The sequence below is a fragment of the Pedobacter sp. SYP-B3415 genome, from assembly GCF_004138205.1.
GTDB lineage: Bacteria > Bacteroidota > Bacteroidia > Sphingobacteriales > Sphingobacteriaceae > Pedobacter.
Genome location: NZ_RXNQ01000001.1, coordinates 172,233 through 186,260, shown reverse-complemented (window position 1 = coordinate 186,260; position 14,028 = coordinate 172,233). Strand labels below are relative to the sequence as shown.

The following is a 14,028-nucleotide window of genomic DNA, read 5'->3' as shown; positions in this document are numbered from 1 at the left end:
TGTAACGCATCCTTGGTATTGACCTGAATTACTTAAATGCCAAAGGCCGTAAAGTTGTCTCAGCGGGTAATATGCGACATAGAATTTTGCTTTGCGTATAGGGCATTCTAAAATGATTTCAGGGCCAAATACATGCGGTCCGCTTTCCTCTGAACAGGAATCAGACATGTTCATTTCAGCCCGGAGCAGACCTAATTGTGGTGTAAGCAGCTGGCGGATTCCGCTGTATCTTCGCCCGGAATTCCCGAGGTTTGGCGCTCAAAGTATCGCTGGGCCCTGGCTTATTTAAGTTAATATAGTATGGTTTTTTGACTTGCTTTACTGGCTGCGACCTCCTCAGGGTCTGCCCGGAAGGTGGACTGTTTGCAGCTAAATCCGGCAACCGGAAGCGCAATATCTGTAACATTCCGGGAGCCTGATTTCGTATAAATCAGCCGGTCTTGTTCATATGCTTTTTGCATGAGACCTGGTTACGGCGCCTATCTTTTGCTGCTTTTTTCGGGAGACCGGCAAGGCAGGCGGACGCCGTTTTGGTCGTTTCCAACGGGCTAAAACCCCCTCAAATATGGTTCCAGATCCTGTCATTTTCACCGGTCTTTTTCACCGGTTTTGGATGTGAAAAAGCGTCCTGTCCGGGATAAAATCTGGCGCGTTGCAGACTTCACAATCGTGTCTTAAAAGTTAACTTTTTAAGGCCGCTTTCCTGGCTGAATTGAGTGAAAAGCTAAGTGTCGCAAAACGCCCTAAGCGGGTAAAAACCGGCTCCCCGGATTGAGCGTTTTTTTGGTTGTTAACCCGGGGTTTTTATGGCGTTTTTTTTGGGAAATTTTTGATGTCGTATATGGACTGTTATGCCTGTTTTGCGACAGTGTTTTTCGGCCTGTTCAGATGTCTGCCTGCACGTCGTTTCAGATACATTGGGTAAAGAAATACAGCAGCAAGGATGAGGCATGCGCCGGCGTAAAAGCCCAGGCTCATCTGCTCTTTTGCGCCGAAAATCAAAAGGGCCAGTAATACGCCATAAATAGGTTCAAGATTGGTCACGAGCGCAACTGTAAACGCAGAAAATTCCCGCATAACGCCTACCGCGAGGACATACGCCAATGCCGTGCAGATCGTCCCTAAAACGAGGAGAAAGAGCCAGTCGCTGGCCGACAGGTCAAACCGTTCCTGTAGCAAGGAACCATCAAACAGACGGTAAATACTGATCCATACAAAGGCAGCAATCATCTCGTAGAAGCTGATCACAACGGGCTCCTGCTTGTTGACCAGCTTTGAATTCAGCGTAGAAAACAAGCTCGCCGAGAATGCTGCCAACAGGCCGGCAGCAATACCCCAGGCATATCCCGTTTCGAATTTGAAGATCAGAATGATACCCAGAATGATGATGATGCCAACAATTACATTGCCCTTGTGTATGCGTTGTTTTTTGAGAAGCGGCTCCAGGAAAGAAGTAAAGAGGGTAACGGACGAGAGGCAAACCAGGCCGACAGAGACTGTTGAAGTTTTGATCGATTGAAAAAACATGATCCAGTGAAGCGCTACAATACCACCCACGCCAAATAATTTAAGCAGGTTTTTGCGGTCTGTACGGTATTTCTTGCCTGAAAGTATAAACCAGATCCAGAGGGCCAGGGTAGCGATCAGTACGCGGTACCAGACCATCGTCACAGCGCCGATAGAAATTGCTGCTCCGAGAATGCCGGTAAAGCCCCAGATAAATACCGTGGAATGCAGAATCAAAAGATTTTTTTTGCCGGTTGTTTGCTCAACGGCAGTCGGATTGCTCATCATTGAGCGCAAATTTAAGTTATTTCGGCGCCTTTTTGAGCAGCACGAAGCCCAGAACGCCAAACAGGGCAGTAGGCAGGATAGCTGATATGAGCGGCGGGAAGCCACCCTTTAACGAAAACATTTGCGCAAACTGGTTTAGTACGATATATAAAAAGCTGAGAACAATTCCGATACCGAGAGGTAAACCTACTCCGCCGCGCACTTTTCTGCTTGATAGTGCCACGCCGATCAGCGTAAGTACGAATGCCGAAAGCGGGTGGAAATAACGCTTGTAACGTTCAAAAAGAAGGTCGTTCATGATGCCTGACCCACGTGTTTTTTCCTTCCTGATTTTATCTGAAAGCTCGCGCATGCTCAGGTTTTGCACAACATTATCGTAGGCAGAGAAATCATCAGGTCGCATATCCAGTACCGTGTCTTTTTCCTTACCTGTGCCGTAGATCATCTGTTCTTTTAAGCCGTTTACGCTTCTTACAGAATAGTTAGACAGCTTCCAGACACGTTTGGTAGAATCCCATTTGATCTGATCGGCTACCAGTTTTTTGACCAGCACATCCCCGTTGAAATTATCGAGTGAAAACCGGTAGCCCATATTGGTCCGGTTATCGAAATTGTCGATGTAGATATACGTTTTGTCATCCAGCTTCATGTGAATATTTGACTTTGACGAAGGGTCGTTACGTTTCACATACGTGTTCTCAAAATCGTTCTTAAGCTTATTCGTATAGGGCAGAACATAGAGATTAGAAGCGAGATTAAACGCAAAGATCAGGAATGCAGAGAAAAAATAGGGGCCGAGAAAGCGGTTAAAACTTACGCCACCGCTGAGAATCGGCACAATTTCGGTCTGGTCTGCCATCTTCGCTGTAAAAAAGATAACCGCAATAAAATTGATTAGCGGCGACAGCATATTGACATAAAACGGTACCGAGCCTGCATAATATTTAGTCAGGATTCCCCAGAAATCCAGCTTGCTCTCCATGAAATCGTCCAGCTTTTCAGAGAGGTCAAAAATCACAATGATCAGCACAAAAATGCCCAGGGTAAATAAAAATGTACCCAGGTATTTCCGTACAATATAACGGTCTATAATGTTTGTCTTTTCTCTGAGGAAGTTCACGCTACAACTTACTGCCTAAAATCTGTACCATTTTATTTTTCCATTCGTAAAATGTCCCCGCAAGAATGCGGTTCCGGGCTTCAGTAACCAGCCAGAGATAGAAATGGAGATTGTGAAGCGTAGCAATCTGCGCCCCTAACATTTCTTTCGAGTGGATCAGGTGACGAAGATACGCTTTTGTGTGCATGCGGTCAACGAGAAGGTCGCTGTCTTCCTCAATAGCAGAGAAGTCATTTTCCCACTTTTTGTTCCGTATGTTGATAATGCCTTGTTTTGTAAACAACATGCCGTTTCGGGCATTGCGGGTGGGCATCACGCAGTCGAACATATCAACGCCGAGTGCGATATTTTCAAGAATATTTACGGGGGTGCCCACGCCCATCAGGTAGCGTGGCCGGTCTTCAGGCAGAATATCGCACACGATTTCCGTCATGGCATACATTTCTTCGGCAGGCTCGCCAACAGAAAGTCCGCCGATGGCGTTACCTTCCCGCTCCATACTGGCTATGAATTCGGCAGATTTAATACGCAGATCTTTGTATACAGAACCCTGTACTATTGGAAAAAGCGTCTGACTGAACCCATATTTTGGTTCGGTACGGTCAAAATGAGCGCAGCAGCGCTTAAGCCAGCGGTGTGTCATCTCGACCGAATCAGCGGCATAGCGGTAATCGCAGGGGTAGGGTGTACATTCATCAAAAGCCATAATGATATCGGCACCAATGCTGCGCTGGATATCCATAGCATATTCAGGCGTAAAAAGATGCCGCGATCCATCGATATGCGAGTTAAAAGTAACGCCCTCTTCCTTGATCTTTCTGACATTACTCAGCGAATAGACCTGATAGCCGCCGCTGTCTGTAAGAATCGGACGGTCCCAGCCAATAAATTTGTGAAGGCCACCGGCCCTTTCAAGGGTGTCTATGCCCGGGCGCAGGTAAAGATGATAAGTATTGCCCAGAATAATCTGCGCATCAATATCTTCTTTCAGCTCACGCTGATGAACCGCTTTAACAGTGCCGGCGGTGCCAACAGGCATGAAGATGGGCGTCTGAATGGCCCCGTGATCGGTTGTGACTACTCCGGCCCTGGCTTTGGATGACAGGTCTTTTGCCTGTAAATCAAATTTCATATGTGTGTTTTGAAAAAACAGCGCAAATTACGAAAAAAGCGCGGGCCTGAGAAGGGGCCTGGTGTTACAAGAGGAGTAAGGACAAGGATGCTCCGGTCAACGATCATAGACACTGCGAGCCGCCTTCCGCTTTACCACTCAATCTCCTGCGGTTCCCTGAGGCTTCTGCGCACTTGTGTTGCCCACTCATGCGATCACTATCGCCATAGACGCAGCACGCTGCTTTTCAGTGGCACCGCGCCCTGACAAATAACTTATAAGGTAAACGTGGGACTTACAACCACACTTCTAGCTCAATGACTTTTCAACACCGCCGGTTTTTGCGGTTAAAAAATCAGAAATTTGTCGTTTTGTAAAATCGTGAACTTCACCCAGTTTGATCTAATTTTGCTTGCCGCTCTCGCCGTATGCCTGTTGTTGCAGTTATACTATACTTTATTTGTGCATTCGCGGTTGCTCAGACATACATCCAACGAATCAGCTCCGGCTATACATCCGCTTAGCGTCATCATATGCGCGCGAAATGAGGCTCTGAACCTTGAAAAATTCCTTCCTGCAGTCCTGGCTCAGGACTTCCCTGAATTTGAAGTCATTGTAGTTAATGACCGTTCGTGGGATGGAACAGCTGACTTGCTTGAGCGAATGGCTGCTTCGGAACAGCGTCTGCGTATCGTCACTGTCTCAGAAAACGATAAGTTCCGTGCGGGGAAAAAGTTCGCCGTGACAATGGGTATCAAAGCTGCTAAATACGATTGGCTTGTTTTTACTGATGCAGACTGTATCCCGACATCAGATCAATGGCTCAGGCACATGCAAGTGCCCGCATCCCCGCAAACGGAGATCGTTCTGGGTTATTCACCCTACATCAGAAAACGCGGATTGCTGAACGCACTGGTCAGATTCGAAACTTTCTTCACTGCGGTGAATTATTTGTCGTTTGCACTGAAGGGCATGCCATATATGGCTGTGGGCCGCAATATGGCCTATAAAAAATCACTATTTTTTAAAAATAAGGGCTTTGCTGCGCACATGCATATCCCTTCGGGCGATGACGACCTTTTCGTAAACGCGAACGCAACATCATCAAATACCGAAATTCGCATTGCCGCTGATGCGCATGTTTGGAGCGAGCCAAAAACAACCTGGTTGACCTATCTTCGGCAAAAGAAAAGGCATGTGGGAGCAGGCAAATTTTATAAAAAAAAGCACCAGTTTATTCTCACCACGCAGATCGTTTCACAATTTTTATTTTATGTGCTTCTTGGTGCAGGGCTTTGTTTTCAGGATACACGTTATCCGGCCTTATCCATAGGTTTATTCAGTGTGGTTGTCCGTTCTCTGGTTTATCCCCGTTTGCTGTCGCGTCTGAACTGCAGGGGCCTGCGGTGGTGGTTCCCCCTGCTGGATCCTATTCTTTTTCTTTTTCTGACCTTTAATGGTCTTATTGCTATTTTTATCAAAAAAGTTCAATGGAAATAACATCCGCTATTATTCAGAAATATTTTCCGGATCTTTCAAGCCAACAGATCGATCAGTTTGAACGGTTATATGAGCTGTATAGCTTCTGGAATGCGCAGATCAATGTGGTGTCAAGAAAGGATATCGATCTTTTGTATGAGCGGCACGTATTGCATTCGCTGGGCATTGCCAAAGTGTGCCGGTTCACTGCGGGCGAGACGGTCCTGGATGTTGGTACCGGTGGTGGTTTTCCCGGCATTCCACTGGCCATTCTTTTTCCGGAAACATCATTCCACCTGGTGGACTCAATCGGTAAAAAAATTAAAGTTGTAAATGAGGTAAGTTCTGCCCTTGGGCTCACAAACCTCCGCGCTGACCATCTGCGGGCTGAGCAGCTGAAAGAGAGCTACAATTTTATCGTATCGCGCGCGGTCACGCGCTTGTCTGAATTTTATCCCTGGATAAAAGGCAAAATTAAAAAACAGAATATCAACGCACTTCAGAACGGGATCCTGTACCTCAAGGGCGGTGACCTGGAAGAAGAAATAGCTGAATCGGGGCTGCCTGCTCAGCTATTTTCACTCGCTGATTTTTTTGAGGAGCCATTTTTTGAAACGAAATACGTCGTTTATATACCGCAGTAATACGGATGGCTTACATGTTATCCATTGCATATAGCAGACAGGTTTCATAAAAAAACCGGGCCTTTCGACCCGGTTTTTCAACTTATTTATAACCATCATTTTGCACCAGAACACCCTGGCTCCGGTCAATCTGATCCTGCGGAAGCGGGAAGTATTCATCCCGGGGTTCGAACGTTATACCCTGTAAATAGTTAAAGAAACCACCTTCAAAGGCGAAATAACTTTCAAGAACCTGTTTAGCTATACCCCAGCGAACCAGGTCATAAAAGCGGTGACCCTCCATAGCAAGTTCCAGCCTTCGCTCGCGGCGCACGGCCTCACGCGCAGCATCAGCGCTTGCGAAAGCAGGGTACTGGCCTACGTTATATGCCGCGGCAGCAGATCCGCCTACACTTTTTGGTGCCAGGTTGGCTGCGCGCTGTCTCACTTTGTTGATTCGCACAAGTGCGCCGCCAAGGTCCCCGCTTTCAATCTGGCATTCAGCGGCCATCAGGTAAACATCCGCCAGGCGGATGATATTCACATTCAGACCGGTTACGTTTGTATTGCCGGGACCGGTACCGCTCGAGATCTGCGATGACTCGATCGTATTCTTATAGGCAACAAAAGGACCGCCGTTCGAGGGGTCACGAATCCAGGTATCGCCGGCCATATTGCCCCAGTCGCGGAAGGGAACACCGCGTCTTCCAACTGTATAGTCAAGCCGCGGATCAACCGCAAGAGAGCGGTCTATCGTATAACTTGCCTTTTGCGCAGCGCTGAGTCCGAAGTCAGATTTGTATGGATTGGTCCGGTAAGCCGCGGTGCTGAGTGGCAGGCCGGCCGCATCTACGCGGTATGCGTTCACGAGATCGATGGTAGGCTGATAGAATCCGCAGCAGGTAATTGGGAGGCCGTTACCATAAGGAAAGTTCAGGATATCACCCACGTTTCCGTTGTCGCCACCGGTACCGTCTGTACCCACCGCATGCTGCACTGAAAAGACTGCTTCAGGCCCGTTTTCCTTTGTAATATCAAAGTTGTCGGTGTAGGGAAGCGTAACGATATCAGGCCGCGCAGCAATTACGGCATTGAATTGTGTAAGTGCTTCGGCATATTTTTTCTGATATAAAAATACCTTTCCCAAATAGGCCTGAGCGGCAATTTTATCCACCCGGCCGATCTGTCCCAGCGGTTTTGCAGCTGTAAGGTTGTCTACCCCAAACTGGAAGTCGGCAACAATATTCGGATAGATATCCGCATTGTTAGGCACCAGAGGCGCTGTAGTTGTTTCGCTGATGTAAGGAACATTTTTGAAGACCCTGACCAGGAAAAAATAATAGTGACCTCTCAGTATTCTCGCCTCTGCCTGGATTTCTTTTGCCCGGGCATCAGAGAATTTTCCGGCCCCGCCCTGCAGCGCAGCAAGAATTTTCAGGGTATTGTTGCAGCGTTTGATGCCTTCGTAACACCTTTCCCACAGGTTCAGCAGGTTGTCATTTGTACTCGTCGGCGCATGCTGCTCAAGCAGGTTCATGTTCGGCTGGTCGCCGTTGTTACTTCCCTTATGGGCGTTGTCTGATGTGACCTCACCAAATAACCATTGGCTCGGTGCAGCCCCATAGTTGCCATATGTTCCATTTACATTTCCATTTAACAGGCCATAGGCGCCAATCAACAGCCCTTCCACACCATCCTGCGTAGTTAGCTGGTCAGGGGTAAGTTGGGCCTGCGGATTCTTTTCGAGAAAGTCGCTGCTGCAGGAGAACAGGAACATGCAGGTCAGCGATACACAGATATATTTTAGCTTTTTCATGTTTTCGGTTTTACGTTAAAATCCAACATTGATGCCCAGAAGAAATTGTCTTGGGGTAGGGTAAATGCCAAGGTCTACGCCCGGGGCTGAAAATGTTGACGACAGCTGACTTACTTCAGGATCCAGGCCGGTGTACTTGGTTAGGGTGAACAAGTTCGTAGCACTGGCATAAATCCGGAAGTTAGAGATGGCCTTTGTTTTGCCAAATACTGATGTCGGGATTTTATAGCCAATCTGCAGGTTCCTCATCCGGAAAAAGCTGCCATCCTGGATATAATAACTTGATGAAGCGTACTCAAAATCAGAAACACCGTTGTATGGAGAGGGTGTCAGGCTTGAGGGGTTTGAAGGGCTCCAGGCATCAAGCAGGCGCGTGCTTCGGGCGCCGTCGAAAGTAGGGAAGTCTGTGAAATAGCGGGTAGCTTCGTACAAGTCATTTCCCTGAGAACCGTTAAAAAACATAGCGATATCCCAATTTTTCCATGCCGCATTCAGGCTTAACGAGTAAATAAAGTCCGGATAAGGATTGCCAATGGTCGTTCTGTCATCGGGTGTAATGCTGTTGCTGCCATCAATATCTCTGAACTTAAGGCCGCCTACACGTGCGCCGGTGTATTTTGCAACGTTTGGATTTGCAAGGTCTGCAGCAGTATAGATACCATCGACTTCATAACCATAAAATGCTGCGAATGGCTCGCCGGTTTTAAGGCGGCTTGTAGTCAGGCTTCGCAGGTTGTTGTATGGCTGCTGAGCTACGTTGGGGGCAAGTTTTGTCAGCGTGTTCACGTTCCGCGAAACATTGATACCGGCATCAAACGTAAAATCGCTTTTGGTGTTTCGGCCGTAGTGATAGAAAAGTGAAAGCTCAAAACCTTCATTCGTCATATCGCCAATATTGGTAAACGGGGACCTGCCAAGTCCGACGGCTGTCGAAGGCAATGGTACCGGATAAAGCATGTCAGTTGTTTTCCTGTTGTACCAATCAATCGAACCATCAATTGTTGAGTTCAAAAACGCAAAGTCCAGACCAATGTTCAACGATCTTAATGCTTCCCATCTCACGTCCGGGTTTTGGTAATCAACTTGGGCAACGCCGGTCAGCAGGCCGTTGCCTCCCCCAACTGGATACGCTGTTGTTATAATTGATGACTCGAAGCGGTCAAGGTACTGGAAACCCGGGATACGCTGGTTACCGGTTTCTCCGTAACCAACACGCAGCTTCAGGTCATTAACCCATTTTGATTCTTTAAGAAAACTTTCCTGAGACAAGCGCCAGGCAGCACTTGCAGCGGGGAAATACCCGTACTGGTAATTGCTGCCGAAATTTGATGAACCGTCGCGCCGGATAGTTGCGCTAAGCAGATAGCGGTCATTGAATGCGTAATCGGCCTTCGCGAAAAGCGAGAATAGTGCACCCACAGAGCCCGTACTGGAGTTACTGATGTTCGATGCACCCACATTCAGGTAGTAATAATCCTGGTTACCAAGAATAAAATAGTCATTTCTACCCCCGTTCAGCTGGCGGTTCCTTGATTTTATGGCTTCGGTGCCGGCAAGCAGGGTAAGCCGGTGGCGCTCCATCTCAAGGTTATAGGTCAGGGTATTGGTCCAGGTCCAGTCTGTCGTGTAACCCTGATATTCGTTGAGGTTATTTGAGTTATTGCCTTCAGAGAATTCCAGGTTTGGATAACGCATGCTCATGCCGTTGTAATTCTCGTACCGGAGACCAAAGCTTGTTCTTGCCGTCAGACCTTTTATAATATCCAGTTCGCCGAACACATTCCCGAAGAAAAAGTTGCTCCGGTTCTTATTATCCTTTGCTCTGAACAGCGTGGCAAGCGGGTTTTCGGCGTTACCAAGCTGGCTTCCGCGGCTGCCCGCGTAGTTGCCCATGATGTCGTACACGGGGATAATGGTTGGTATCCTGTAAGCCCAGCCGATTGCACTGCCCTCAGCCTGGTAACCACCCGATGTGTTCGGATTAACCCCAAAGCCAAAGCCTTCAGAATAACTGTATTGTGCATTTTCGCCAAAACGCAGCCGCTTGTTGAAAGCTGAAAGCCTGGTGTTTGACCGGATGTTGTACCGTTCAAAACCGGTATATTTTATCGTTCCACGCTGGTTCAGGTAACCGCCGGTAAAGGCATAACTGGAATTTTCACCACCGCCGGTGGTACTGAGCTGGTAGTTCTGAATGGGTGCATTCTCTGTGATCTCATCGAACCAGTTTGTTCCGGCCTGGTTGGCGCGTGTGATCTGGTAAAAGGTAGAAGGATTGCGCGAATACAGGTAACGGGATGGGTCAGCATCGGCGGCTGTGATTTCCTGCCCTGTTTTGCCACCAGCCACAAGGTACTCAGGGAGAGTTGGACTGCTTCCGCTGCCATAGTTGGTGCCGGTAGCGGGCGTTTTGCCCGCATTGCGGTAACTGGCGAACATGTATTCAGCATACTGAATCGGACTCATCATTTGCGGGAAAGCGTCCTTGCGTGGCGCCTGCGAGCCGTAATAAACGTCGAGGTTGATACGCGGCGGACCTTCCGTTCCGATCTTGGTTGTAATGATCACGACACCGTTGTTGGCCCGGGCACCATAGATCGATGCTGCTGATGCGTCTTTGAGCACCTGCATGCTTTCAATATCGTTCTGGTTTAGCCAGGAAAGTTTGCCTTCGTAAGGCATACCGTCTACCACATAAAGCGGGTCGTTATTATTAATGGTACTGTTGCCGCGAATACGGATCTGCGGCGTAGATCCCGGAGCGCCGTCGTTAATGATCTGTACGCCGGGTGCCTTGCCTTGCATCGCCTCGACAGCACTGGCAGCCGGTTGGGCTTTCAATTGCGCAATGTCGACGATGGCAACAGAGCCCGTCAGGTCTTTTTTGCGTTGTGTGGTATAGCCGGTCACCACAACCTCGCTCAGATCCTGGGTTGATGGTTTTAGCATAACGTCGACGGTTGTGCGGCCGTTGACAGCCGCTTCGCTTCTTTCAAAACCGACAAAAGAAATGACCAGCGTGGCGTTCGCCTGGCTCAGTCTGATCTGGTAATTTCCGGAAGCATCTGTGGTAACTGTGTTGGTGGTGCCTTTTTCCATAATAGTAGCACCGGGAATGGGTTCGCCCTTATCATCGAGAACAGTTCCTTTGACAGTGGTTTGGGCAAAAACCTGGAGTGTGCAGAAAAAGCACAGCAAAAAGGGCAGGACAAGCCGCACCCATGGGTAAGGTTTTTTCATGGAGTTTACAGTTGGTTATAAATGGATAGTTGATTTTTGCAGTTCGGAGTATAGTCACCCGGGCGGGCTCAACCCCTGCCTCTGCAGAGCAGGCATAGCAAGCGTAAATAGCAACATAAGAAATAGGTTAGACACTACAAGATACTTATATGTCTTTTAAAAAAAGAAATAAAACCGAGAAATTTACTTTGTTAATCGGCCGCGGGAAGTCGGCTGCCTAAAATGGCGGCCATAGCCGCGGCTTTAAGCAAACATTCTTCGTATTCAGTTGCCGGATTTGCGGCAAAAGTTATGGCACTGCCTACCTGAAAGGAGAGGTATTTTCGTTTGGCGTTATATAAAATACTACGAATAACGACGTTAAAATCAAAGTCATCATCTGGGTTGAAATAACCTATGGCGCCTGAATAGAGGCCACGCCTGCTGGTTTCAAGGTCCTCAATAAGCTGCATGGCCCGGATCTTGGGTGCGCCGGTCATGGAGCCCATCGGAAAGGTGTGCTGTATCGCCTCTACGGCGCTTACCGACGGATCAAGTTTGCAACTTACCGTAGAGATCATTTGATGCACCTGGCGAAAGGAGTAGATGCCAAACAACTCATCGACCTTCACGCTGCCGCGCAGGGCGCTCCGGGTCAGGTCATTTCGAACAAGATCAACGATCATTACATTTTCAGCCTGCTCTTTGGCATCAAGACGAAGCTTTTCAGCCGCCGCCTTGTCAGCCGCTTCATCTGCTAACCGTGCTGCGGTACCTTTGATTGGCTGGGAGATAAGCCGGTCGCCACGCTTACAAAGGAAACGTTCAGGACTGGCGCACAAGGCGTAAAGGTCCTGTAGTTTGAAATAGGCTGCAAAGGGCGTAGGGGAATAGGCGTTCAGGGCTGCAAACACAGAGGCCGTATTGATAGTCGTATATTCTGCAAAGAACTCCTGGCAGAAATTCAGCTCATAAACCTCGCCAAGCGTTATTCGCGACCTGATCTGTTGAACCCGGTCAAGGTACTGTTGCCTGCTTAGCCGGCTGCTGATGCTGATTTGTGCCTTGTTTGCAGCCGGTAGGGTACATGCATTAATATCGTTTAATATGTCTTCGTTCCCGACCAGCACTTCGGCTTTCCCGTTGCGCCAGCCCACTACATGTACCGGTGAAAAAAAATAAAGACCCGGAAATTCGATATAGTCGGGATTTGACGAAGAAAGTTCTTCCGTTTCATTTTTCAGGTCGTAGCTAAAGAACCCAAACAGCCAGCCTGGGTACTTATTTCTGAATTGCAGAAGCGCAGAAAAGGCAGCTCCCGGCTGTTCACAAAGCTCGGCAGACACACCCGCAGCCACCAGAAATTCATAACCGGAAAACCGGTCGCTTGTATAGCTGTTAGAATCGAGCAGGCAGCAGACGGGGAAACTGTCTGCCCAGGATAATGCTTTAAGCCTGAAGTCGCTGCTGTTCATCTAGAGTGTAAAACGTCGCCAAAACTACACAAAATGCCAAAAAAAAGCAGCCTGCTCGTTAAACAGGCTGCCATATAGCTAACAAATGTCCGGTTAATGGAGAACCAGCGTCTGCGTACGATCGGGACCTACTGAAAGGTATTTGATCGGCGTTTCAAGTTCTTTTTCGAGATACGTAATGTATGCATTAAGTTTTGCCGGTATTTCTTCTATTGCAGTAATTTTTGTAATGTCAGATTTCCAGCCTTCAATTGATTTGAGTACAGGAGTAGGTTTAATGGTAATAATGTCATACGGCATGTAATCAATGGTTTCACCATTATATTCATAATGTGTACATACGTAGATTTCATCAAAGTCATTCAGTACGTCTGCTTTGGTCATCACAAGCTCTGTCACCCCGTTAAGCATGATCGCGTATTTCAGTGCAGGAAGATCGATCCAGCCTGTACGGCGGGCACGGCCGGTCGTGGCGCCAAATTCATGACCTACGCTGCGAAGCGTTTCGCCGGTTTCGTCTTCCAGCTCTGTAGGGAAGGGCCCGCCGCCAACACGGGTACAATATGCTTTAAATATGCCGACAACCTCGCCGATTTTATTTGGCGCAATGCCCAGGCCGGTGCAGGCTCCTGACGTGGTGGTGTTTGATGAGGTTACAAACGGATAAGAACCGAAATCAACATCAAGCAAGGTGCCCTGCGCACCTTCAGCCAGCACAGTCCGGCCTTCTTTCAGGTATTGGTTTACGAAATGTTCGCTGTCTACATGCGGAATGCTGCGGATAAATTCAATCGCCTCGAAAAATGCAGCTTCTTTTTCCTCAAGCTGATAAGCAAAGTCGTAATGCGACAACAGTTCCTTGTGTTTGTCTACCAGGCGGTTATAACGCTCGCGGAAATCAGGAAGGGTTGTATCACCGACACGAAGACCATTGCGCCCGGTTTTGTCCATGTAGGTAGGACCAATGCCTTTCAGAGTAGAACCGATTTTGTTATGGCCCATCTTCTGCTCATTCGCAGCATCAAGCAACTGGTGCGTTGGTAAGATAAGATGTGCTTTGCGTGCAAGAACAAGCTTGCCGGCCTCAACAGGATCGTGGCCTGCGGCTTTGAGGTTATCAAGCTCTCTTTTTAAAATGATGGGGTCGATGACCACGCCGTTACCGATCAGGTTCATGGTTTCGGCGTTAAAAATTCCCGACGGAATGGTATTCAGGACGAACTTCTTTCCATCAAATTCCAGGGTATGACCCGCATTCGGACCGCCCTGAAAACGGGCTATCAGGTCGTACTTCGGACTGAGCACGTCAACAATTTTCCCTTTGCCTTCATCGCCCCATTGCAGGCCGAGAAGTACATCTACTTTTGTCATTATTAAAATTTAGCTTGTTA

Annotated in this window: 9 protein-coding genes; 2 read left to right on the top strand and 7 right to left on the bottom strand. The window is 48.2% G+C overall.

Features of this window, described 5'->3' with window-relative positions; genetic code table 11:
• Positions 1 to 849 precede the first annotated feature (849 nt).
• The 3 genes from EJV45_RS00820 to tgt are packed head-to-tail and all read right to left on the bottom strand — an operon-like array spanning position 850 to position 4,046.
• Complete coding sequence (locus EJV45_RS00820; RefSeq protein ID WP_240755150.1) at positions 850 to 1,794, bottom strand: DMT family transporter; 945 nt, start codon at positions 1,792 to 1,794, stop codon at positions 850 to 852.
• A 16-nt stretch (positions 1,795 to 1,810) separates the two neighbouring features.
• The gene (locus EJV45_RS00815) at positions 1,811 to 2,914 is read right to left on the bottom strand and encodes an LptF/LptG family permease (protein WP_129713716.1); all 1,104 of its coding nucleotides are present in this window, start codon (positions 2,912 to 2,914) and stop codon (positions 1,811 to 1,813) included.
• A gap of 1 nt (position 2,915) precedes the next feature.
• Positions 2,916 to 4,046 carry a tRNA guanosine(34) transglycosylase Tgt gene (tgt, locus tag EJV45_RS00810; RefSeq protein WP_129713715.1) on the bottom strand — a complete coding sequence of 377 codons (1,131 nt, stop codon included), beginning with the start codon at positions 4,044 to 4,046 and terminating at the stop codon, positions 2,916 to 2,918.
• Positions 4,047 to 4,406: 360 nt separating this feature from the next.
• Between tgt and EJV45_RS00805 the strand changes: the two genes are divergently transcribed.
• Together EJV45_RS00805 and rsmG are read left to right on the top strand one after the other, a co-directional pair.
• On the top strand, positions 4,407 to 5,525 hold the full coding sequence (locus EJV45_RS00805; protein WP_240755149.1) for a glycosyltransferase: 1,119 nt from the start codon (positions 4,407 to 4,409) through the stop codon (positions 5,523 to 5,525).
• Positions 5,516 to 6,148 carry a 16S rRNA (guanine(527)-N(7))-methyltransferase RsmG gene (gene rsmG / locus EJV45_RS00800; protein ID WP_129713714.1) on the top strand — a complete coding sequence of 211 codons (633 nt, stop codon included), beginning with the start codon at positions 5,516 to 5,518 and terminating at the stop codon, positions 6,146 to 6,148. Before EJV45_RS00805 ends, rsmG begins: the two co-directional genes overlap by 10 nt.
• A gap of 82 nt (positions 6,149 to 6,230) precedes the next feature.
• On the opposite strand, the gene EJV45_RS00795 is transcribed toward rsmG, so the two are convergent.
• The 4 genes from EJV45_RS00795 to EJV45_RS00780 form a co-directional block, all read right to left on the bottom strand.
• A complete protein-coding gene (locus EJV45_RS00795; RefSeq protein ID WP_129713713.1) occupies positions 6,231 to 7,943 on the bottom strand; it encodes a RagB/SusD family nutrient uptake outer membrane protein in 1,713 nt (570 codons plus the stop codon).
• 15 nt (positions 7,944 to 7,958) lie between these two features.
• On the bottom strand, positions 7,959 to 11,183 hold the full coding sequence (locus EJV45_RS00790) for a TonB-dependent receptor (protein WP_129713712.1): 3,225 nt from the start codon (positions 11,181 to 11,183) through the stop codon (positions 7,959 to 7,961).
• A 191-nt stretch (positions 11,184 to 11,374) separates the two neighbouring features.
• Positions 11,375 to 12,637 (bottom strand): anthranilate synthase component I family protein, encoded by a 1,263-nt coding sequence (locus EJV45_RS00785; RefSeq protein WP_129713711.1) that lies wholly within the window; start codon positions 12,635 to 12,637, stop codon positions 11,375 to 11,377.
• A gap of 93 nt (positions 12,638 to 12,730) precedes the next feature.
• Positions 12,731 to 14,008 (bottom strand): adenylosuccinate synthase, encoded by a 1,278-nt coding sequence (locus EJV45_RS00780; RefSeq protein ID WP_129713710.1) that lies wholly within the window; start codon positions 14,006 to 14,008, stop codon positions 12,731 to 12,733.
• Positions 14,009 to 14,028: the final 20 nt, after the last annotated feature.